Annotated in this window: 15 protein-coding genes and 1 tRNA gene; 12 read left to right on the top strand and 4 right to left on the bottom strand. The window is 70.6% G+C overall.

The window, feature by feature from the left end; translation table 11 throughout:
• Positions 1 to 173 precede the first annotated feature (173 nt).
• The 3 genes from ABZ810_RS05670 to ABZ810_RS05660 all read left to right on the top strand — a co-directional run bounded on the left by ABZ810_RS05670 (position 174) and on the right by ABZ810_RS05660 (position 2,097).
• Entirely contained in the window at positions 174 to 551 is a 378-nt protein-coding gene (locus ABZ810_RS05670; RefSeq protein ID WP_358399612.1) for an STAS domain-containing protein, read from the top strand.
• A 455-nt stretch (positions 552 to 1,006) separates the two neighbouring features.
• The gene (locus ABZ810_RS05665; protein ID WP_358399609.1) at positions 1,007 to 1,615 is read left to right on the top strand and encodes a DUF5994 family protein; all 609 of its coding nucleotides are present in this window, start codon (positions 1,007 to 1,009) and stop codon (positions 1,613 to 1,615) included.
• 56 nt (positions 1,616 to 1,671) lie between these two features.
• On the top strand, positions 1,672 to 2,097 hold the full coding sequence (locus ABZ810_RS05660) for an STAS domain-containing protein (RefSeq protein ID WP_358399607.1): 426 nt from the start codon (positions 1,672 to 1,674) through the stop codon (positions 2,095 to 2,097).
• 61 nt (positions 2,098 to 2,158) lie between these two features.
• Here ABZ810_RS05660 and ABZ810_RS05655 read toward each other — a convergent pair whose 3' ends face one another.
• Complete coding sequence (locus ABZ810_RS05655; protein ID WP_358399604.1) at positions 2,159 to 3,073, bottom strand: LysR substrate-binding domain-containing protein; 915 nt, start codon at positions 3,071 to 3,073, stop codon at positions 2,159 to 2,161.
• Between the two features lie 376 nt (positions 3,074 to 3,449).
• On the opposite strand from ABZ810_RS05655, the gene ABZ810_RS05650 reads away from it, so the two are divergent.
• Entirely contained in the window at positions 3,450 to 3,776 is a 327-nt protein-coding gene (locus ABZ810_RS05650) for a UBP-type zinc finger domain-containing protein (RefSeq protein ID WP_358399602.1), read from the top strand.
• 261 nt (positions 3,777 to 4,037) lie between these two features.
• Here the strand turns inward: ABZ810_RS05650 and ABZ810_RS05645 are convergent, their stop codons facing one another.
• Complete coding sequence (locus ABZ810_RS05645) at positions 4,038 to 5,030, bottom strand: acyl-CoA desaturase (RefSeq protein ID WP_358399600.1); 993 nt, start codon at positions 5,028 to 5,030, stop codon at positions 4,038 to 4,040.
• Between the two features lie 473 nt (positions 5,031 to 5,503).
• On the opposite strand from ABZ810_RS05645, the gene ABZ810_RS05640 reads away from it, so the two are divergent.
• The 3 genes from ABZ810_RS05640 (at position 5,504) to ABZ810_RS05630 (ending at position 10,015) form a co-directional block, all read left to right on the top strand.
• On the top strand, positions 5,504 to 5,815 hold the full coding sequence (locus tag ABZ810_RS05640) for a UBP-type zinc finger domain-containing protein (RefSeq protein WP_358399597.1): 312 nt from the start codon (positions 5,504 to 5,506) through the stop codon (positions 5,813 to 5,815).
• Positions 5,816 to 6,453: 638 nt separating this feature from the next.
• The gene (locus tag ABZ810_RS05635) at positions 6,454 to 8,253 is read left to right on the top strand and encodes an alkyl sulfatase dimerization domain-containing protein (protein ID WP_358399595.1); all 1,800 of its coding nucleotides are present in this window, start codon (positions 6,454 to 6,456) and stop codon (positions 8,251 to 8,253) included.
• Between the two features lie 58 nt (positions 8,254 to 8,311).
• Positions 8,312 to 10,015, top strand: coding sequence for a SulP family inorganic anion transporter (locus ABZ810_RS05630; protein ID WP_358399594.1), 1,704 nt, complete (start codon positions 8,312 to 8,314; stop codon positions 10,013 to 10,015).
• Positions 10,016 to 10,078: 63 nt separating this feature from the next.
• On the opposite strand, the gene ABZ810_RS05625 is transcribed toward ABZ810_RS05630, so the two are convergent.
• Positions 10,079 to 10,167: transfer RNA gene (locus ABZ810_RS05625), tRNA-Leu, on the bottom strand.
• 121 nt (positions 10,168 to 10,288) lie between these two features.
• Between ABZ810_RS05625 and ABZ810_RS05620 the strand changes: the two genes are divergently transcribed.
• From ABZ810_RS05620 to ABZ810_RS05610, 3 genes are all read left to right on the top strand, one after another.
• On the top strand, positions 10,289 to 11,599 hold the full coding sequence (locus ABZ810_RS05620; RefSeq protein ID WP_358399591.1) for a M20/M25/M40 family metallo-hydrolase: 1,311 nt from the start codon (positions 10,289 to 10,291) through the stop codon (positions 11,597 to 11,599).
• A gap of 115 nt (positions 11,600 to 11,714) precedes the next feature.
• Positions 11,715 to 12,464, top strand: coding sequence for a hypothetical protein (locus ABZ810_RS05615; RefSeq protein ID WP_358399589.1), 750 nt, complete (start codon positions 11,715 to 11,717; stop codon positions 12,462 to 12,464).
• Between the two features lie 318 nt (positions 12,465 to 12,782).
• Positions 12,783 to 14,918, top strand: a complete 2,136-nt coding sequence (locus tag ABZ810_RS05610) for a chaplin family protein (RefSeq protein ID WP_358399587.1) — start codon at positions 12,783 to 12,785, stop codon at positions 14,916 to 14,918.
• 355 nt (positions 14,919 to 15,273) lie between these two features.
• Here ABZ810_RS05610 and ABZ810_RS05605 read toward each other — a convergent pair whose 3' ends face one another.
• Entirely contained in the window at positions 15,274 to 15,459 is a 186-nt protein-coding gene (locus tag ABZ810_RS05605; RefSeq protein WP_344544196.1) for a DUF5703 family protein, read from the bottom strand.
• 252 nt (positions 15,460 to 15,711) lie between these two features.
• Here ABZ810_RS05605 and topA point away from each other — a divergent pair, with 252 nt between their 5' ends.
• Both topA and tmk read left to right on the top strand, forming a co-directional pair.
• Complete coding sequence (gene topA, locus ABZ810_RS05600) at positions 15,712 to 18,387, top strand: type I DNA topoisomerase (protein WP_358399584.1); 2,676 nt, start codon at positions 15,712 to 15,714, stop codon at positions 18,385 to 18,387.
• Between the two features lie 158 nt (positions 18,388 to 18,545).
• The gene (gene tmk / locus ABZ810_RS05595; protein ID WP_358399583.1) at positions 18,546 to 20,714 is read left to right on the top strand and encodes a dTMP kinase; all 2,169 of its coding nucleotides are present in this window, start codon (positions 18,546 to 18,548) and stop codon (positions 20,712 to 20,714) included.
• The last annotated feature ends 4 nt before the right edge of the window (positions 20,715 to 20,718 follow it).

The raw sequence follows: 20,718 nt of genomic DNA, 5'->3' as shown, positions 1-20,718 counted from the left end.
ACCTGTCGGTATTCGCTGAACGCTTCACCAAGCCCTCTACCGTGTCGTCCAGACCCCGCGCCACGTCGGAGACCTTCGGCGGATCGGTGTGCTTGTCCCCCGCGTGCAGGGGCCGGGAATGCCTGGCACCCGTCGGTGTCCCATCCGATCACCAGCGCTCGGGGACCTGACTCATGGACGACGCACTGCGCCTGTCGACGCACCGTGCCGGCGGCACCCTCACGATCGTCGTGGCAGGCGCCCTCGACCTGGCCACCGCACCGCAACTGCTGGCCTACCTGGAAACCGTGTTCACCCAACTGCCCAACGGCGTCCGGGGCAACGGCCAGCGCGGTGAGGGGGCGGCGATCGATCGGCTGGTCATCGATGGCGGGAACGTCTCGTTCATCGACGCCCGCGGCCTGGGCGTGTTGGTGACGATCAAGAACCTGGCGGGGCACCATCGTCTGCCGCTGCTCCTGGCGGACATTTCCACCCCTATACATCGCCTGCTGACCATCACCGATATGCACCGCCATTTCTCGACTTCCTCCGCCCCGCCCAGCCAATAAGGCGCCCCGGCGACCGTCGAGCTCGTCGCGCAGCGGACCTCCTGGCGGAGGGCGAAATCGAAAAGCGGCCATCGAAGATTACTTACGAAATTCCGAAAAAACGAAAGATTTGATGATAGAATAAGGGCATCCGGCAAAGACGACATCCCCACCCTGAGGCTGACCCGCCACACCGGCTCACCCCGACTGGGGGATGTGCATGCCGACCTTTGGTCGCGCTCGCCGACCTGGCGGATCCGGGCTACGCCCACACCCATCGACGTCCCGGACCGGCCAGGCGTGGCCCGTCGTGATCGCACTGGCCACGGTACTGGTGACCGGAACCGCCTGGCTCACACGGCCACTCAGCCCTTCCCCGCTCTGCGGGGACCTCGCTGACCCGGTAGATCTGCACCCCCGGTCACAAACCTCCCCGAGTTGCCCTGAGGCGGCCCGGGGGAAAGGGGCAGCGCCCCATGCGGACCACCACCGAACGACGTACGACGATCAGCCTCTCGCCGCCTTCGGCACCCCGTCTCCACCTGCGACCGCATGCCGGCGGCGCGCCTCCGACGCCGCTGGACGGGGGCTGGTGGCCCCGCACGGCCGACCCTGTCGCCGAACTGCCCGGACTGATCTTGGCCCTGCAGGCCCGCGGTCCGGCCGATGATCGCCGGCCGATCACCCACGTCATGTTGCGGGTGGCCGACTGGGACAGCCGGCCGCGCCGGCTGCGCGTGGACGGCCCGGACGACACTCGGGTGGTACGGCTGAGCTGGTTCGACAGCCTGCCCGCCGGACTGCTCACAGCGATCTACGCCGACGGGCGGCGCGTCGACCTGTTCATCGTCCCGGCCACGACGGCGGACGCGGCGGCCCGCGCCGCGCTGGAACTGGCCGTCCACCCCACCAACCACCTCCGCACGGTCGAACTCCTGGCAGCGCTCCCCACAACGTCCGGTCCAGGAACCACAACGACCGGTCCGGAACGCCCGGTCACCACGAAGGCGGCACCTCAGAGCGCCCCCGAAAGCGCCTGGGAATCCGAAGGCGGGCAACTGCGGCGACCATTGGCGCCCATCTGACCGGCCCGCGAAGCCCTGCCGGGGCGACGTAGTCCTTCCACCGATCGGAGATCACCATGACCGCCACCTTGACCGTGACCACAGAGCCCACCGTGACCTCGGGCCCGCAGGCCCCTCCCGAAGTGAGCATGCCCGCCCCGCGGCGTCCCGGCCGTACCATCGTCGCCCTGTACGGCGATCTCGACCTGGCCGCCGCTCCGGCCCTGCGCGAGCTTCTGCGCGGCGCTCTCACCCACAGCGCCCGGCTGCTGATACTGGACCTGAGCGAGGTCCGGTCGTGCGACACGACCGGCCTGGCCGTCCTTGTCGGTACGCAGCGCAGCGCCGCCGGAGCGAACGTCATGGTGAGCCTGGCGGCCCCCGGACCGCAGGTCGCCAGGATGTTGCGCGTCACCCGACTCGACCGGCTCCTGACCGTCCACCCCACCGTGCAGGACGCCATCACCTCGTCCTGCCGCCGGCCAGCGGACACCACCGCCTAGTGACGGCACCCAACGGCGTCTTCCTCATAGGCACCACCTGCGCCGAGATCCGGCCGGGCCGCTAGCCCGCGGGCTGGCCGGTGACGGCGAGCCAGCCGAGCCTTTGGGACATCGCGCGGGCGCACCCGACGATGGCGGCGACGTGGTCGGAGTCGTCGGTCTCGCGCCACAGGACCGACCACGGGTAGTAGGACGTGGGTTCGGTGAGCGGTCGCCAGATGGTGCCGGGGAGGGCCGCGATGCAGGAGGACGGCACGCAGTAGAGGCAGCGGCCCTGGGCGACGAGGTCGGCGGCGGCGCGAATGCTCTCCACGGTTCCCTCGTACACCGCGGGTGTGAAACCGGCTGTCCGGCACATTTCGATGGTGAACTGGTTGAACTCCGGCGCCTGGGCCTCTTCGGCGAGCAGCAGCGGCTCCTGGGCCAGGGTGGCCACGGGGATGGCGTCCAGATCGGCGAACCGATGGCCGTGGGGGATCAGGACCCCGAGGGGGTCGCGGCGGAACAGGAACGAGGCGACGTCGGGCGGGGCGAGCGCGGCCCGGCCGATGCCCACGTCGAGGCGGCCGTCGACCAGCTGCTGGTACTGCTCGGGCACGCCCACCTCGACCTGATGGATGACCAGGGCGGGGTAGCGGGCCTGGACCTCGTGAAGGATCTGGGGCATCGAGTCGTAGCTGGCGTCGATGATCCCGACCCGCAACGCCGCGGACGCGCCGACCGCCCGGCGGGCGATGGTGGCGGCGCGGTCCACGTGCGCCAGGATCTGGCGTGCTTCGACCAGGAACAACGCGCCGGCGGCGGTCAGCGCGACGTGATGGGTGCTGCGTTCCAGCAGCCGGACGCCCAGCTCGCGTTCGAGCCGCTGCACCTGCTGGCTCAGCGCGGACTGGACGATGTGCTCGCGGGCCGCCGCCCGGCCGAAGTGCAGTTCCTCCGCCAGGGTCGCGAAGTAGCGAAGCTGCCGCAGCTCCATGCCCGCCGCCTCCTGCCGATGACTCCGCCTCCAGGGATCCCGGTCGTGTCCGGCTCCGCGTCCTCCCGATGGGAACGGCTCCGCTGAGTTCGCGGCGGCTGAAGGGCCGTCCGGCTCCTCCAGGGCGCCGGTTCGTCGGAGCTCATGTCCAGTTTGGAGTGTTCGAGTCCGCCCCGTAAAGCCCGTGTCCTCGCAGGATCGCGTGGTCGGCCGCCGCCGAGGCGCACAGGGAGGCGGTCGGTTGATCGGCTGGGGTGATGGGCCCTGCACAGGTTGCCCGTTTCCGCCGCGGCGGCTCTGGGCTTGACTGAACGTGATCGGCCACACCGTCCCCGCCCTGGGGTTTCGGTGTTTCCACCCCGGTAGAGGGCTTGCCATGATCACCGACCCGAGCACACCCGGCGGCGACCTGGCGCTGACGCCTTTCGCGATGAGCGCGAACGGGTCGGCGCCGCGCTGCGAACATCTGGACGGGCTCAGTCCTGTCGAACCGCGATCAGAGGGCTGCTGGGAATGCCTGGCCCAGGCGCATGACTGGAAGGCTCTCCGGCTCTGCCTGACCTGCGGCTGGGTGGCCTGTTCCGATGATTCACCCAACCAGCACGCCAAGGCGCACTACGCCGAGACCGACCACCCGCTCGTCGGCGGCATGGAGCCGGGATCACGGTGGAGATGGTGCTACTCCCACCAGCGGCGGGTCTGACCGCGCCGCGGACGCCGGACAGGGCGCAGATGACACCGCAGCCGCCATCGACGAGGGAACCCTGGTGGAACGCCGAGACGACCCGTGAGCATCTTCGATACCGGCGGGCGGGAGAGGGGTCGGGTGGAGGACTCCTGATCCTGGTGTTCGGCACCGCGCTCGCCGGCGCATGGTCGTCCATCGCTCTCCTGGCCCTGCTCGGCTGAGACCGGCGTCCAAGGTCGCGGCGGCCGTCCTCCGTGCGAAGAACACGAGCGGCGGTCAGTACTCCAGCTCGGGGCGCAACGGCCCGCCGACGCGCTGGAGGTGCCTGAGCACCTGGGCGTAGGAGTTGAGGAGGCCGGTCTCGCAGTAGGCGATGCCGTGCAGGGAACAGTGGGCGCGTACGAGTTCCTGGGCATGGCGCAGATTGGGGCGCGGCATGGACGGGAACAGGTGGTGTTCGATCTGGTAGTTGAGCCCGCCGAAGACGAACGTGGTGAGGCGTCCCCCGCGGATGTTGCGGGCGGTCAGCACCTGGCGTCGCAGGTAGTCGATCTCGTGTTCCCTGGTGAAGATCGGCATTCCCTTGTGGTTGGGAGCGAACGAACACCCCATGTACAGCCCGAACAGTCCTTGATGGACGACGACGAAACACACCGCCTGAGCGGGCGACAGCACCCACAGCAGGGCGGCTGTGTAGCCGGCGAGATGAGCGGCCAGCAGGCCGGCCTCCATCGCCCTGGTCGCGGGTGTGCCGGAGGTCCGGTCGAAGAGCGATCGCACGCTGGCCAGGTGAAGGTTGAAGGCTTCCAGCAGCAACATCGGGAAGAAGAGCCAGGCCTGGTGGCGGGCCGCCCAGGCACCGAAACCGCGGCGGGCGCCGACCTGGGCGGGCGTGAAGGCGAGCGCGCCATCGGCGATGTCGGGGTCGCGGTCGACCTGGTTGGGGTGGGCGTGGTGCCGGTTGTGCTTGGGGACCCACCAGCCGTGCCCGAGTCCCACCAGCAGGTTGCCGTGCAAGCGGCCCAGCAGGATATTGGCTCGCCTGGATCTGGAGATCTGCTGATGTCCGGCGTCATGGCCCAGGAACGCGGTCTGCGTGAACGTTCCCGCGAGGAACACCGCGACCAGCAGCTGCCACCACGATCGCCCGATCAGTGCGAACGCGGCCCATCCGGCGGCCAGCAGAAGCAGGTTCACCCCGATTTTGAGCGAGTAGTAGCCGGGACGCCGATCCAGGAACCCGGCGCGCTTGACCGTGCGTGACAACACCGCATAGTCGCTCCCTCGGCCGCCACCAGACGATCTGTCAGCGTCGCCCCGCCTCTGAGTGGCTCCCGGTTTCTCAGCGCCGTGCTTCCCCGTCCGGGACGCGATGCCGGTCAATGCACTGTCCTCCCATGGCTCACGGACCACCGGCCCGCTCTCAGCCGCCTGGGCCATCGTCCTGCCCCCGTGTACGTGGATCTGGTTTCGTCCCAGCACGTCTGTCTCCAGCCAAGCCCACCGGCAGGCCGCGGGGAAACCGGCGACATGAGAAAGCCCCATCGCCATGGCCGATCACCAGCAGGCGTCCGCCGCCGATCACGATGGCTCTCCCGGATCGGCATGCCGGGTCAGTTGATGATCGGCTCAGCTGATGAGCTCGGCTCAGGTCGCCTGTTTCCGGCGAAGCGGCGCTGGACTTGACTGAAGGTGATCAGCTGGGCCGCGCTCAGCGTTTCGACCAGGGTGGAGGGTTCGTCATGATCTCCCGGCAGAACCAGGCGCTGGACGCGGGCGCCACCAGCGCGCGCGGATGGGCTCCGCCCTGTGAGCATCTGGACGGTCTCGTACCGGTCACTCTTCAGTCGGCCTGCTGCCGGGGCTGTCAGGCCGGTGACGACCGCCGGGCGACCCTGCTGACCTGCTTGACCTGCGGCTGGGTGGCCTGCTCCGACGGCTCGCCCAACCAGCACGCCAAGACCCACTACGAGGAGACCGGCCACCCGCTCGCCGCCCCGGTCGCACCCGGACCGCGCTGGCGCTGGTGCTACGCGCACCAGCGCCTCGTTTGAGCGGGCGCGATGGTCCGGCAGCAGACGCTGGGACGCCACGAACATCGACCCGACCCCCGCATGGCTCTGGCGGGCCCCGTGCCCCATCCACCCAGGTGCCCGATGCCGTCCGTCATGGCGTCCGGGGCCGCCCTGCGATCGAGAGTCGAGAGCGGCCCCGGAACTATGGACACAGCCTCCCCAGCAGTAGGCTGCTCCGCCTCAGTCAAGGCGACCGTACGGATCGGGGAAACGGGGAATCCGCGCAAGCCCCATCTCCGAGACCGATTGCCTCGGCTTCAGGCCAGGCGGTGTTCGGGCGGGACGATGGGCTCGCGCCGGTCCCGCGGGGGGACGTGCTGCCGTTCCCGCCTGCCGCGTAGCGCCCGGTTGCGGCAGCCACCGACGTATCCCCGTGCGGCAGCGCTCAGGCGCGCAGGCCGAGGCGGCGGAGCCGCGTTCGGATGTAAACGTCTCGTGGGCGATCGCCCAAGTCTGGGAAGGAGCTGCTGCAAGGGCGTACGGGCTGGGTATAGCGGCGGTACAGCGGCCATCGGCAGTGTGTCGCCGACCTGTGCCTCCGTCCATGTCCGTTGGTCGACCGGCCGCCTGATTCCTGTCCCGTGGGCTTCGCCATTGAGGAGCATGCTGTGGAAGTCATGCCGTCTTTCTCGGACCGCATTGATTACGAGAACGCCGACAAGGGGTTCGTCGCGACCATCTCGCCGGGGGTCATCAAGGCGGCGGACGGCAGGACGGTCTGGAACATCGACGACTACGACTTCCTGCAGGGCGAGTGTCCCGACAGCGCGAATCCGAGCCTGTGGCGGCAGTCGCAGCTGAACGCCCGGCACGGCCTGTTCCAGGTCACCGACGGCATCTACCAGGTGCGGGGCTTCGACCTGTCCAACATCTCGTTCATCGAGGGTGACAGCGGCGTCATCGTGATCGACCCGCTGATCTCGACCGAGTGCGCGGCGGCCGCCCTCGCGCTGTACCGCGAGCACCGCGGCGACCGTCCCGTCACCGCCGTCATCTACACCCACTCGCACGGCGATCACTTCGGTGGAGTGCGCGGTGTCCTGCCCGAGGGCGCGGACGTCCCGATCATCGCTCCGGCGGGCTTCCTGGAACACGCGGTCAGCGAGAACGTCTACGCCGGGACCGCCATGACCCGCCGCGCCGTCTACATGTACGGCGCGGAGGTGCCGAAGGGGCCGGAGGGCCAGCTCAGCGCAGGTCTCGGCCTGACCACCTCGACGGGCACGATCTCCCTGATCCCGCCGACTCTGGACATCACCGAGACCGGCCAGGAGGAGGTGGTGGACGGCGTACGGATCGTCTTCCAGCTCACGCCCGGCACCGAGGCCCCGTCGGAGATGAACTTCCACTTCCCCGACAAGCGCACGTTGTGCATGGCCGAGAACGCCACCCACAACCTGCACAACCTGCTGACCCTGCGCGGCGCGGTGGTCCGCAACCCGCACACCTGGGCGCGGTACCTGACCGAGGCGATGGAGATGTTCGCCCGCGACTCCGACGTGCTGTTCGCCTCGCACCACTGGCCTACCTGGGGGAACGAGCACCTCACGACGTTCCTCACCCAGCAGCGCGACCTGTACGCCTACCTGCACGACCAGACGCTCCGGCTGCTCAACCAGGGCTACACCGGCATCGAGATCGCCGAGATGATCGAGCTGCCGCCCGCCCTGCAGCGGGCCTGGCACACCCACGGCTACTACGGCTCGGTCTCCCACAACGTCAAGGCCATCTACCAGCACTACATGGGCTGGTTCGACGGCAATCCCGCCCACCTGTGGGAACTGCCGCCCGTGGAGTCGGCCAAGAAGCACGTCGAGTTCATGGGCGGCGCCGACGAAGCCCTCGGCAAGGCACGGGCGTCGTTCGACGCGGGCGACCTGCGCTGGGCGGCGCAGGTCCTGAACTACCTGGTTTTCGCCGACCCGTCCAACACCACCGCCCGCGAACTGCTGGCCAAGGTGTACGACCGGCTCGGGCATGGCGCCGAGAACGGCCCCTGGCGCAACTTCTACCTCCAGGGTGCCGCCGAACTGCGCGGCGACAAGGCGAACACCGCGCTCGACACCCTCAACCCGGACATGGCGATGGCGCTGACGGTCGAGCAGATCTTCGACTCCATGGCGATCCGGGTGAACGGCCCCAGGGCCTGGGACACCGAGCTCGCCATCGACTGGAACTTCACCGACCTCAAGAAGGCGGTCCGCCTCAGCCTGTCCAACGGCGTCCTCATCCAGACGCACGCCGAGCCGGGCACACCCGCCGACCTCACCCTGACCCTCACCAAGCCGCAACTCCTGGCCATGACGGCCGGCGGCGGCATGGAGGGCGTCCAGGCGTCCGGTGACCAGAAGGTGATGGCGACACTGCTCGGCCTCCTGGACGAGGGCGACCGCGAGTTCGACATCGTCACCCCCTGACCGCGGGCATGGCGGAGGTAGCCGACGTCCGTGGGGGACGGCTTCGCGGGGGAGACCGGTGATCGCTTTGTTCCCGTCCCTGCGGGGGTACCGGCCCGCATGGGCGCGCGGCGACGTGATCGCCGGCTTCACCGTGTGGGCGGTGCTCGTGCCCGAGTCGCTGGCCTATGCCTCGATCGCCGGAGTGGATCCGGTGGTGGGCCTGTACGCCGCGCCGGTGGCGCTGCTGCTGTACGCCGCGTTCGGCAGTTCCCGGCACCTGGTCGTGGGACCCATGTCGGCCACGGCGGCGCTGTCGGCGGCGGTCGTGGGCGGGATGGCGGCCAAGGGCACGAACTTCGCGGCCATGACCACCGCCCTGGCGGTGGTCACCGGCGTCATCGCGATCATCGCCGGGCTGGCCCGTCTCGGATTCCTGGCCGGGTTCATCTCCGAACCCGTCCTCAAGGGCTTCATCATCGGGCTGGCCCTCACGATCATCGCCGGTCAGCTCCCCAAACTCGTCGGCGTCCCCAAGGGCGACGGGAACTTCTTCGAGAAGATCTGGGACTTCGTCACCCAGCTCGATCACATCAACTGGCGGGCGGCGGCGATCGGGCTTCTCTCCCTCGCGGTCGTGCTCGCCCTGAAACGCTTCGTGCCGCTGCTGCCCGCGTCGCTGATCGTCGTGGCGCTCGGCGTGCTCGCCGTCGTCGCCCTCGACCTGGAACGCAAGGGCGTCGCCGTGGTGGGGCACATCACCAGCGGGCTGCCGCCGTTCGGCCTGCCGGACGTTCCCGCGAAGGACTACCTGTCGCTCGCCGGCGGAGCCGTGGGCGTCGCCCTGGTCGGCTTCGCCGAAGGGCTGGGAGCCGCCAAGACCTACGCCACCAAGGCGGGCTACGACATCGACGCCAACCGCGAGCTGGTCGGCCTCGGAGCGGCCAACCTGGGCTCGGGGCTGGCCTCGGGGATGGTGGTGAACGGCAGCCTGTCCAAGACCGCGGTGAACGGCGGCGCCGGAGCCCGTTCCCAGATCTCGGGCCTGTCGGCCGCGCTCCTGACCGTCGTCACCCTGCTCCTTCTCACCGGCCTGTTCGAGAAGCTGCCGGAGGCCACGCTCGGCGCCGTGGTGATCGCCGCCGTGATCGAACTGGTCGACATCCCCGCACTGGCCCGCCTGTATCGCATGTGGACGCGCCGCCTCGGCCAGATCTACGGCCCGGCCGCCCGCGCCGACTTCCTGGCCGCTCTCGCCGCCCTGGCGGGCGTCCTCATCTTCGACACGCTGCCGGGGCTGTTCATCGGCATCACCGTCTCGCTCCTGCTGCTGCTCTACCGGGCCTCCCGTCCGCACATCGCCGTTCTCGGGCGGCTCCCCTCGGGCGACTGGGTCGACACCAGACGCCGCCCGAACGCTCGGACCGACCCCGCCGTCACCGTCGTCCGCGTCGAGAGCGGACTGTTCTTCGCCAACGCCGACCATGTCCGCCAGGCGCTCCGCGACTTCGCCGCCCGCGACGGCGTCAGGGCCATCGTCCTGGACGCCGAAACGGTCCCGTTCGTCGACGTGACCGCCGCCGAGATGCTCGCCGACCTGCGCCGCGACCTGGCCCGCCGTGACGTCCGCCTCTACCTGGCCCACAACGTCGGCCAGGTTCGCGACGTCCTGCGCCAGGACAGCGGCCAAGCCTCTGGCCAGGACACCGAACGCCCTCATCCCACCGTCGAAGCCGCAGTCCAAGCCGCCCACACCGACCTCGCCCGCCCGGTGACGGGTTAGTGCCGGCGCCGAGACCTGGAAACGAAGAAACGCCAGGTCAACGACCCGGCGTCTTCGTTGCGATGGTGTCCGAGGGGGGACTTGAACCCCCATGCCCCGTAAAGGGCACTAGCACCTCAAGCTAGCGCGTCTGCCTATTCCGCCACCCGGACAGGTGTGCATGCCGCAGGGCTGCTGCGGCGGGCTTCACCATACCAAAGGTCCCGACTCGCGGCGAAGTCGATCGAGGGGCACCATGGGGCGGGTAGGAGTCGGGACGAGAAGGTGATCACTTTGGCTGAGGTTCCCACCGCTGAGGACGAGGTCGTCCAGCTCTGCCAGGAGCTGATCCGGATCGATACGAGCAACCCAGGAGACCATTCGGGGCCGGGGGAGCGGGAGGCCGCGGAGTATGTGAAGGCGCGGCTCGAGGAGGTGGGGCTCGAGTCGCAGATCTTCGAGTCGCATCCGGGGCGGGCCAGCCTGGTGGCGCGGATCGAGGGGGAGGATCCGAGCCGGGACGCCTTGTTGCTGCACGGGCATCTGGACGTGGTGCCGGCGCGCAGGGAGGACTGGACGCGGGACCCGTTCGGCGGGGAGATCGCCGACGGGTGCGTCTGGGGTCGCGGGGCCGTGGACATGAAGGACATGGACGCGATGATCCTGGCGGTGGTGCGGCAGCGGCTGCGGGAGGGGCGCAAGCCTCCGCGTGACGTGGTGCTGGCCTTCCTGGCGGATGAGGAGGCCGGGGGCAAGTGGGGCGCGCAGTGGCTGGTGAAGGAGCACCCCGGGTTGTTCGAGGGCTGCACGGAGGCCGTGGGAGAGGTGGGGGGCTTCTCGCTGACGGTGCCGGGCGACAAGCGCATGTACCTCATCGAGACCGCCGAGAAGGGCATCGCGTGGATGCAGCTCACGGCGGAGGGGACGGCCGGGCACGGGTCGATGGTGCATCCGGACAACGCGGTGACGGCGCTGGCGGCGGCGGTGGCCAGGCTGGGGCAGCACGAGTTCCCCGTCCGGCTGACCAAGACGGTGCGGGCGTTCCTGGAGCGGGCCTGCCTGGCGTACGGGGTGGAGTTCGATCCCGAACGGCCGGAGCGGGCGCTGGAGGAGATCGGGCCGCTGGCGCGGATGATCGGCGCGACGCTCAGGAACACGCTGAATCCGAGCCGGCTTGATGCCGGATATAAGGCGAATGTCATCCCGCAACGGGCGACCGCACAGGTGGACGGGCGATTCCTTCCGGGTCACGAGGAGGAGTTCTTCGAGACGGTGGACGAACTGCTCGGTCCGGACGTAAAGCGGGAATTCGTCCATTATGACTGGGCGGTCGAGACCGACTATGAGGGCGCGCTCGTCGCGGCGATGGAAGCGGCTCTGACCTCGGAAGACCCGGGCGCGCTGCCCGTTCCCTACTGCCTGAGCGGCGGGACGGACGCGAAGGCTTTCGCGCACCTGGGGATGCGCTGCTATGGCTTCGCGCCGCTCAAGTTGCCGCCCGAATTGGACTTTTCGGGAATGTTCCACGGCATCGACGAGCGGGTCCCGGTCGACGGATTGCACTTCGGCGTGCGGGTTCTCGACCAATTCCTTGATCGTTCATGACCGGAGGTTGAGAAAAGGTTCCCGGAATTGCCGCCGCGCATGCGATCCGTGGTGCTACGGTCACCATCCGTAGGGAGCGGATCGACTCGCTCCCGGCGACTTCCGAGGAGAACCTGTGGCTCACGACGCGGCGCTGATGCGGACGGTCTCCGTCCGGCTGCGCCGCGTCGCCTGTAGCCGCCTCCTGCACCGGCTCCTGGTGCTCGCGGGCATCGTGATCGCCGGCTGGCTCCTCGGTGGAGCGGCGCAGGCCCACGCGGACGAGGGCCCGATCCCGGACGCGTCCGGCATCGTGGCGCAGCTGCCCGTGGTGAAGGACGTCGCGCAGGCACCGGCCCCGGCGCCCCGGACGGGTTTCCGGGACGCCGCCCAGGGCTTGCGCGACAAGGCCAAGGCCGTTCTGCCCGACCTGCGCACGGCCCGGCCGGGGCTGACCCTGCCGGAGCCCGTGCGCGACGTGACCGGCGAGCTGACGGCGCCGCGTCCGGCGACCGGCGGCGACGGTCGGGCCGTGATGTCTAAGCGACCCGTCGCCTCCGAGGCGGCGAAGGTCTCGCGCGGCGAGCACACCCGCGCCGCCGCATCGGGCACGCCCAAGGCCGCGGCCGGCACGGCCGCCGCCCCCATGGTCGCCGCCCCGCAGCCGGCCCCCGCGCCGGCTCCGCTCGCCCCTCTTCACGCCCCCGCCCAGGCCGGGACGGTCGTCCCGGCCGGCGGTGCGGCCCTGCTCGGCGGGCTCGGCGGCCACCTCGGCCGCTGGTCCTGGACCGCGGCCCGGCCCCGGCCGGTGCTCATGCCCGGCTCCGGCGCGGTCCCGCCGCTCGTCCGCACGGCCGCGGACGAGCCGACCTTCTCACCTGACTAGCACTCCACAGTCTCCGGCTCCCGGTCCGTGCGGTTCGGGCCGATGAGACCGGGACGCGCCGCCCCCTGGCGGTGCGTCGTCCCCCGAGATCACGCGAGAACGCGGAACGCACGAGCGCCGATGGCGTCCGGTGCGGCGCGAAGCGCGCCCACGACCCCACTGACCGGCGGTCCGCCCCCAAACAGAACAGCGGTCGTACGTACGTAGCGGACGCCACCGAGTGGCCGCACGTCACGGCGCTCGCAACTCGCGATCACGCATTCGATCTCACCTGTCCATCAAGTCCAATTCACCATTACTCCCCCGAAATGGAGCATCATGCGAACGTGGGCCAAGGGCACTGCTCGTGCAGCACTGCTCACTGCGAGCTTCGTCGCGCTCGGCGCGGGCACCGCCTTCCCCAGCGGTGCGTTCGCCGACACCACCAGCGGTGAGTCCGGCGTTCTGGGCGGCAATCAGATCAACCTGCCGATCTCGGCGCCGATCGACGCGAGCGGCAACTCCGCCGCCGTCGCCGGCGCCTCCTCGGCCGCCTCCCAGGGCGGCGCGTCGGTCGTCAACGGCAGCGGCGGCTCGGGCCAGCAGACCTCCGGCAAGAACGGGGTCGGCTCCGGCAACCAGGTCAACGCCCCCATCTCCGCCCCGATCAACGCGTGCGGCAACGCGATCGCCATCTTCGGCACCGCGGACGCCGGATGCAAGGGCGGCGCGACCGTCAAGAACGGCGGCTCCACCGGCCAGAAGACGTCCGGCCAGAACGGCGTCGCCTCGGGCAACCAGGTCAACGCCCCGATCTCCGCGCCGGTCAACGCGTGCGGCAACGCGGTCGCGGTGTTCGGCTCGTCCGAGGCCGGCTGCGAGGGCGGCGCGAAGGTCGAGAACGGCGGCTCCGGCGGCCAGCAGACCACCGGTGCCAACGGCGTGGTCGCCGGCAACCAGGTGAACGCCCCGATCTCCGCGCCGATCAACGTCTGCGGCAACGCCGCGGCGATCTTCGGCGAGGCCGTCGCCGGCTGCGAGGGCGGCGCGAAGGTCAAGAACGGCGGCCACACCGGCGCCGGGCAGCACACCTCGGGCCAGAACAGCGTGCTCGGCGGCAACCAGGCCAACGCCCCGATCTCGGCTCCCATCGACGTCTGCGGCAACGCCGTCGGCAACGCGGCGGCCGACTGCGACGGCGGCGCCTCGGTCCGCAACGGCGGGCACGGCTCCGGCGGCCAGACCACCAGCGGCCAGAACAGCGTGCTCGGCGGCAACCAGGTCAACGCTCCCGTGAGCATCCCGGTCAGCGCCTGCGGCAACGCCGTGGCCGTGCTCGGCGTGGCGGGCGCGGCCTGCGACGGTGGCGCCCACGTGCGCAGCAGCTCGGGCGGCGACCAGACCACCTCGGGCAAGAACAGCGTGCTCGGCGGCAACCAGGTCAACGCGCCCGTCAACATCCCGGTGAACGTGTGCGGCAACGCAGTCGCCGTCCTGGGCGACGCCGCCGCCGGGTGCAACGGCTCCGCGGTCGTCAAGGGTTCGAACGGCTCGGGCGCCACCACCTCCGGGGAGTCCGGGGTGGGTTCGGGCAACCAGGTCAACGCGCCGGTGAAGGCGCCGGTGGACGTGTGCGGCAACGCCGTCGCGGTCGCCGGGCACGCGCAGCCGCAGTGCGACGACGGCCCCAGCTGGGGCGGCTACCACTCCTACAGCCGTACGAGCGGCAAGCGCCTCCCCGGCCCGGCGGCCGGTGAGTTCCTCGGCGGGCTGCCGTCGCTGCCCGCGGGCTCCCAGGCCCTGCCGCTGGGGCTGACCTCGGCGCTGCCGGCCCTGCCGCAGCTGCCCGCCCAGGCCCCGGCGCTGCCGAAGACGCCCGTCCAGGTGCCCACGCAGCAGCAGCTGCCGACCGGCCGTACGACCCCGGCGGACAGCCTGCCCGTCACCGTGCCGGGCCTGCCCGTCGCGGCCGAGCAGGCCACCAAGCAGCTCCAGCTGAAGGCCCCGGCCGTCCCGTCCGCGTCCTCGCGGACCACCGGCACGGACCTGCCGGTCGTCGGCCAGCTCGCCGGCGCGCTGCCGCTGTCGCCGAACGCCGCGCTGCCCGAGACCGGCCTGCCGGTCGACCCGGCGGCGCTCCTCGCGGGTGCCCCGCAGCTGCCCGTGCAGCTGCCGGCGACGCCCGCCACCCCGGCGCACGCCCGTACCGCCACGCCGGTCCCGGCGGCCGAACTGCCCACCACCGGGCTGCCGCAGCTGCCCGCGCTGCCCAAGCTGCCCGTCACCGGCGGCGTGAAGGCCCCCGAGGTCGGCGGCGTCACCGAGACGCTCGGCGCGATCAAGCCGATGTCGGCCACCGACCCGATGGTCGGCGAGGCCGGCTCGTCGATCTGGGTGCTGGCCACCGTGGCCATGCTGACCGCCGTGTCCGGCGCCCTGGCCCTGACCCGGCGCGTCCGGATCGGCCGCCGCTGATCACCCCGCGTCAGGCCTGAGGCATCCCTGAGCAGCCCCGGGCCTGACGCGAAAGAAAGGTCAAGAAGCCGCTTCACCCTCCAGGTGGAGTTGCAAGAACGCTCTGCCCGCGTCGGTGCTGCGATGGTCTTCGACCGCCAGTCATCGTGCAGGTGGAGTGACAAGAACGCTTTGCCCACGTTGGTGCTGCCGCGGTCTTTCGGACCGCCTGGCACCTTCCAGGTGAGGTGACACGAACGCTTTGCCCGTCCTGGAAGCGCGGTCTGGGGCGGGCAAAGCCCTGTCCGGGGTCGGGCATAATGATTACCGCACGTCATAGCGGTCGTACATAGTGCTACTCTCCGGACGAGAGCGGTCAGAATGTCCGTACCTGACGGATGATCTTGCGCCTGAGTTGGATTCGGCGGCTACCGTCTGGGTAGAGGCGCAGTCTGTGGAGCTCCCAGCCGCCGTGTTCGGCGTGCTCGGTAAGCACCTGCCGGGCGGTATCCCTGGTGGTACCGCGAGGCAGCCGCAGGACGAGGTAGGTGTACTCCACCATTGCGGTCCATTATGACGCCTCGGTGTACGCCGGGGAACGCTCCGGTGGTGGCCTTGGTCCGCAAGCCCGTCAGGGACGTGTCATCCTGTCGGAGGTTTGCGGCGGCGGGAACTCACGGGCATGAACGCGTCGTCTTCGAGTGTTGTAGAAAGCCCGTGCAAGAGACCAGACAGTGAGGTTGGAGCGACTGTGCCAGCCAAGAACGGCACTGCGAAACGTGGTGGCCAGGATGCGGGCGGGGGTACCCGCCTGGTGATCGTCGAGTCGCCTGCGAAGGCGAAGACGATCGCCGGATACCTGGGTGGCGGCTACATAGTGGAGTCCAGTATCGGCCATATCCGGGATCTTCCCGGGAGCGCCTCGGAGGTGCCGGCCAAGTACAAGGGCGAAGCGTGGGCCAAGCTCGGCGTCGACGTCGACCACGAGTTCGAGCCGCTCTACGTCGTCAACGCCGACAAGAAGCAGCAGGTACAGAAGCTCAAGAAGGCGCTGGCCGAGGCCGACGAGCTCCTCCTCGCGACGGACGAGGACCGGGAGGGCGAGGCGATCGCCTGGCACCTCCAGGAGGTGCTCAAGCCCAAGGTCCCGGTGCACCGGATGGTCTTCAACGAGATCACCCGCGACGCGATCCGGGCCGCGGCGGCCAACCCGCGCGAGCTCAACCTGCGCCTCGTCGACGCCCAGGAGACGCGCCGGATCCTCGACCGCCTCTACGGCTACGAGGTCAGCCCGGTGCTCTGGAAGAAGGTCATGCCGAAGCTCTCGGCGGGCCGCGTCCAGTCCGTGGCGACCCGGCTGGTCGTGGAGCGCGAGCGCGAGCGCATCGCGTTCGTCCCGGCGCACTACTGGGACATCCAGGCCGAGTTCGACACCGGCAAGGCCGAGGAGCCCAAGGCCTTCAAGGCGGGGCTGGTCTCGGTCGACGGCAAGCGGGTCGCGCAGGGCCGCGACTTCGCGTCCGACGGCACCCTCAAGACCCGGGACGCGCTGCACCTGGACGAGGAGGCGGCGCGCGGTCTCGCCGACCGCCTGACCGACCGCCCGTACGAGGTCAAGTCGGTCGAGCGCAAGCCGTACACCCGCAAGCCGTACCCGCCGTTCCGCACCACGACGTTGCAGCAGGAGGCCAGCCGCAAGCTGGGCTACTCCGCCAAGTACACGATGTCGGTCGCGCAGAAGCTGTACGAGAACGGCTTCATCACCTACATGCGTACCGACTCGATCACGCTCTCCGAGACGGCGATCACGGCCGCCCGGCGCCAGGCGGCGTCGCTGTTCGGCGCCGAGTACGTGCCGGACAAGCCGCGCGTCTACGCCAGCAAGGTCAAGAACGCGCAGGAGGCGCACGAGGCGATCCGCCCGGCCGGCGACAGCTTCCGCACGCCCGGCGAGACCGGCCTGTCCGGCGACCAGTTCCGCCTGTACGAGCTGATCTGGAAGCGCACGATCGCGTCCCAGATGAAGGACGCGGCGGGCCAGTCGGTGTCGATCCGGGTGACGGGCACCTCCACGCGGAACGAGGTCGCCGAGTTCGGCGCGACCGGCAAGACGATCACGTTCTACGGGTTCCTCAAGGCGTACGTGGAGAGCGCGGACGACCCGGCCACCGACCGCGACGACCAGGAACGGCGCCTGCCCAACCTCCAGGAGCACGACCCGCTCACCGCGCTGGCCATGGCGGCCGAGGGCCACTCGACCCGCCCGCCCGCCCGCTACACCGAGGCGAGCCTGGTCAAGGAGCTCGAAGAGCGCGAGATCGGGCGGCCGTCCACGTACGCCTCGATCATCGGCACCATCCTCGACCGCGGCTACGTCTTCAAGAAGGGCACCGCGCTCGTCCCGTCGTTCCTGGCGTTCGCCGTGGTCAACCTGCTGGAGCAGCACTTCGGCAACCTGGTCGACTACGACTTCACCGCGCACATGGAGGACGGTCTCGACGAGATCGCCCGCGGCGAGGCCGAGCGGGTGCGCTGGCTGACGCGCTTCTACTTCGGCGACAACGGCGAGGAGGGTCTCAAGGACCTCACCGGCGACATCGGCGACATCGACGCCAAGGAGATCAGCTCGTTCGCGATCCGGGGGACGGACATCGTGATCCGCGTCGGCCGGTACGGTCCGTACCTCGACCGCGACGGCGAGCGGGTCAACATCCCCGAGGACCTCGCGCCGGACGAGCTCACCGCCGAGAAGGCCGAGGAGCTGTTCGCGCAGCCGAGCGGCGACCGGGAGCTGGGCACCGACCCGGCCACCGGGCACGCGATCATCGCCAAGTCGGGCCGCTTCGGCCCGTACGTGACCGAGGTCCTGCCCGAGCCCGAGTCGGCTACGCCGACTTCGTCGACCCCGCCCGCCGACGGCTCGAAACCTGCTCCCCAAAAGCGTGGGCGCACCAAGAAGGCCGACGCGGTCAAGCCGCGCACGGGTTCGCTCTTCAAGTCGATGTCGCTCGACACGATCACGCTCGAGGACGCGCTGAAGCTGCTGAGCCTGCCGCGCACGCTCGGCGAGATCGACGGCGAGCCGGTGACCGCGCAGAACGGCCGGTTCGGCCCGTACATCAAGAGGGGCACCGACAGCCGGTCGCTCGGGTCGGAGGAGGAGCTCTTCACCGTCGACCTCGACAAGGCCAAGGAGCTGTTCGCCCAGCCCAAGCAGCGGGGCCGCGGGCGGGCCGCGGCGGCGGCGCCGCTGCGCGAGCTCGGCAACGACCCGGCGAGCGAGAAGCCGGTGGTGGTCAAGGAGGGCCGGTTCGGCCCGTACGTCACCGACGGCGAGACCAACGCCAGCCTGCGCAAGGGCGACGAGGTGGAGTCCATCACCATCCAGCGCGCCGCCGAACTGCTCGCCGAACGGCGTGAGAAGGTGGCCGCGGGCGGCGGTCCCAAGAAGAAGGCGGCGCCGCGGCGCAAGGCGCCCACGAAGTCGTGACGACCCTGGTCACGGCCGGTGGCCGTGACCAGGGTCCCTGACTCTCACCGGGTCGTGATCCTGACATTTCGGTGACGGGATGACGACGCGTTGAAGTAGAGGTCCTCAGGTCGCAAAGTCTCACTCCTAAGGACATCCGCGCCGATACCCTGACCGACATGACCAGAACGGGCGCCGTCCAGCCGCCAGTGGCCAGCTCGCAAGGCCTCCTCTCGATCAAGCCGTTCCGGAGGTTGTGGATCGCGATCTCGCTGGCCGGGCTCGGCCACTGGCTGAGCGTGCTGTCGCTCACCGCGATGGCCGGCGCCCTCACCCGCGACGAGGACTTCCAGGTCCAGGCGCAGATCATCGGCGCCGTGCTGGTGGCGATGCTGGTGCCGGCGGTGCTCTTCGCGCCGCTCGCCGGCGCGCTCGCCGCCCGGATCGACCGCCGCATATTGCTGATCGTCGCCGACATCGTGCGCTTCGCGCTGCTGGTCTCGGTGCCGCTGATCGACTCGGTGGCGTGGACGGTGGCCGCCGCGTTCCTGGTGGCCTGCGTCACGTTGTTGTGGATCCCGGTGGTGGGCGCCTCGGGTCCCGGGCTGGTGCCCGAGGCGCGGCAGGACGACGCGCGCCGGGCGGGGCGTTTCGCCGCCTACGGCTCGGCTCCGGTGGCCGCAGCGATCTTCTCCGTGCTGGCGCTGATCGCGGGCGGTTCGTGGGGGGCGGCCGACCGCGCCGACCTTCCGCTGTACGTGACGGCCGTGGTGTTCCTCGCCTCGGCCGCGGCGGTGTCCGCGATGTCGGGCCTGCCCGCCGGGGGAGCGGTCCCGGTGCCGTCGCCGCTGCGGCTGGCGTTCCAGGGGCTGCGGCCCGCCCGCGACGACGCGGGCCAAGGCCAGGGCCGGAGGCGGCGGGGCGACGGCGGCGGGGCGCAGCAGAGCGGCAACGGGGCGCAGCAAGGCGACGGCAGGGCACCGCAGGGCGGCCCCGCGCCGCTGCGCGGGCTCGCGCTCGGCGTCGTCGGCGTGGCCCTCGCCTGCGGAGCGGTCATCTCCATCGCCAAGGTGTACGCGGGGACGCTCGGCGGCGGCGACGCCGGATACGGCGCGCTCGCCACCACGCTCTCCCTCGGGCTCGCGTTCGGCATCTTCCTCGGCCCGCGCATGCTCGGCCCGTTCAGCCGCCGCAGGCTGCTCGGCCTGGCCGTCCTGGCGGCCGCGCTCGACCTCCTGGTCGTCGCCCTCGTCCAGAACCTCGTCGTGGTCGTCTTCACAGCGGGCTTCATGGGCGTCGCCGCCGGTGTCGCCTACGGGGCCGGGACGACCCTGGCCGGCGCCGAACGCCGGCGCGAGCGCGCGTTCGGCTACCTGAGCTCGGTGGCGCTCCTGGCCGCGCTGGTCGCCGTGATCGTGGTGCCGCCGCTGGCGGGCGTACTCGGCGACCACCGCCTGTCGTTCCCCGGCGGGGGTGTCTACGACCTCACCGGCGCGAGCGCCGCGCTGCTCATCATCGCCGTCGCCGGCCTGCTCTCCGGCCTGGTCGCCTACCGCAGGCTGGACGACCGGCGCGGCATCCCGCTGCTGCCCGACCTCACCGCGTCGGTGCGCGGGGAGGTCTACAGCCTGCCGGTGGCCGAGGCGCCTACCGTCGCCACGCAGGTCATCCGCGACCGCGGCGTCTTCATCGTGTTCGAGGGCGGCGAGGGCGCAGGCAAGACCACCCAGGCGCGGCTCGCCGCGATCTGGCTGCGCGACCACGGCTTCGACGTCGTCGCCACGCGCGAGCCCGGCGCCACCAAGACGGGCATGCGGCTGCGCGCGCTGCTCCTCGACAAGGAGACGACCGGCCTGTCCGACCGCGCCGAGACGTTGCTGTACGCGGCGGACCGCGCCGACCACGTCGCGAACGTGATCCAGCCCGCCATGGAACGCGGCGCCATCGTCGTCAGCGACCGTTACGTCGACTCGTCCCTGGCCTACCAGGGCTTCGGCCGCCGGCAGCCGGTGGGCGACATCGCCCGGCTCAACGCGTGGGCGACCGCGGGCCTGGTGCCCGACCTGACCGTCCTGCTGGAGCTGCCTCCCAAGGACGGGCTCGACCGCATCACCACGCCGGCCGACCGCATGGAGTCCGAGCCGCAGGCGTTCCACGAGCGGGTCCTGCGCGGCTTCCGGATGCTCGCGGACTCCAGCCCCGACCGTTACCTGGTGATCGACGCCTCCCGTTCCCAGGCCGAGATCAGCCGCCAGATCCAGGACCGCATCCGGGCGATCCTGCCCGACCCGATCCCGGCCGGTACCGAGGACATCACGAGCACCTTCCCGGCCATCACCGACGCCTGAAGGC

The sequence above is a fragment of the Spirillospora sp. NPDC047279 genome (assembly GCF_040643285.1).
Classification (GTDB): domain Bacteria; phylum Actinomycetota; class Actinomycetes; order Streptosporangiales; family Streptosporangiaceae; genus Spirillospora.
The sequence above is the reverse complement of the archived record's forward strand: the minus strand, read 5'-3'. Positions and strand labels throughout refer to the sequence as shown.

Bases quoted from the DNA above. Each gene is read 5' to 3' on its own strand.
- ABZ810_RS05635 (WP_358399595.1), top strand. From the start codon at position 6,454: ATGCCGTCTTTCTCGGACCGCATTGATTACGAGAACGCCGACAAGGGG.
- ABZ810_RS05660 (WP_358399607.1), top strand. From the start codon at position 1,672: ATGACCGCCACCTTGACCGTGACCACAGAGCCCACCGTGACCTCGGGC.
- ABZ810_RS05665 (WP_358399609.1), top strand. From the start codon at position 1,007: ATGCGGACCACCACCGAACGACGTACGACGATCAGCCTCTCGCCGCCT.
- ABZ810_RS05650 (WP_358399602.1), top strand. From the start codon at position 3,450: ATGATCACCGACCCGAGCACACCCGGCGGCGACCTGGCGCTGACGCCT.
- ABZ810_RS05655 (WP_358399604.1), bottom strand. From the start codon at position 3,073: ATGGAGCTGCGGCAGCTTCGCTACTTCGCGACCCTGGCGGAGGAACTG.
- tmk (WP_358399583.1), top strand. From the start codon at position 18,546: ATGACCAGAACGGGCGCCGTCCAGCCGCCAGTGGCCAGCTCGCAAGGC.
- ABZ810_RS05640 (WP_358399597.1), top strand. From the start codon at position 5,504: ATGATCTCCCGGCAGAACCAGGCGCTGGACGCGGGCGCCACCAGCGCG.
- ABZ810_RS05605 (WP_344544196.1), bottom strand. From the start codon at position 15,459: ATGGTGGAGTACACCTACCTCGTCCTGCGGCTGCCTCGCGGTACCACC.
- ABZ810_RS05670 (WP_358399612.1), top strand. From the start codon at position 174: ATGGACGACGCACTGCGCCTGTCGACGCACCGTGCCGGCGGCACCCTC.
- ABZ810_RS05610 (WP_358399587.1), top strand. From the start codon at position 12,783: ATGCGAACGTGGGCCAAGGGCACTGCTCGTGCAGCACTGCTCACTGCG.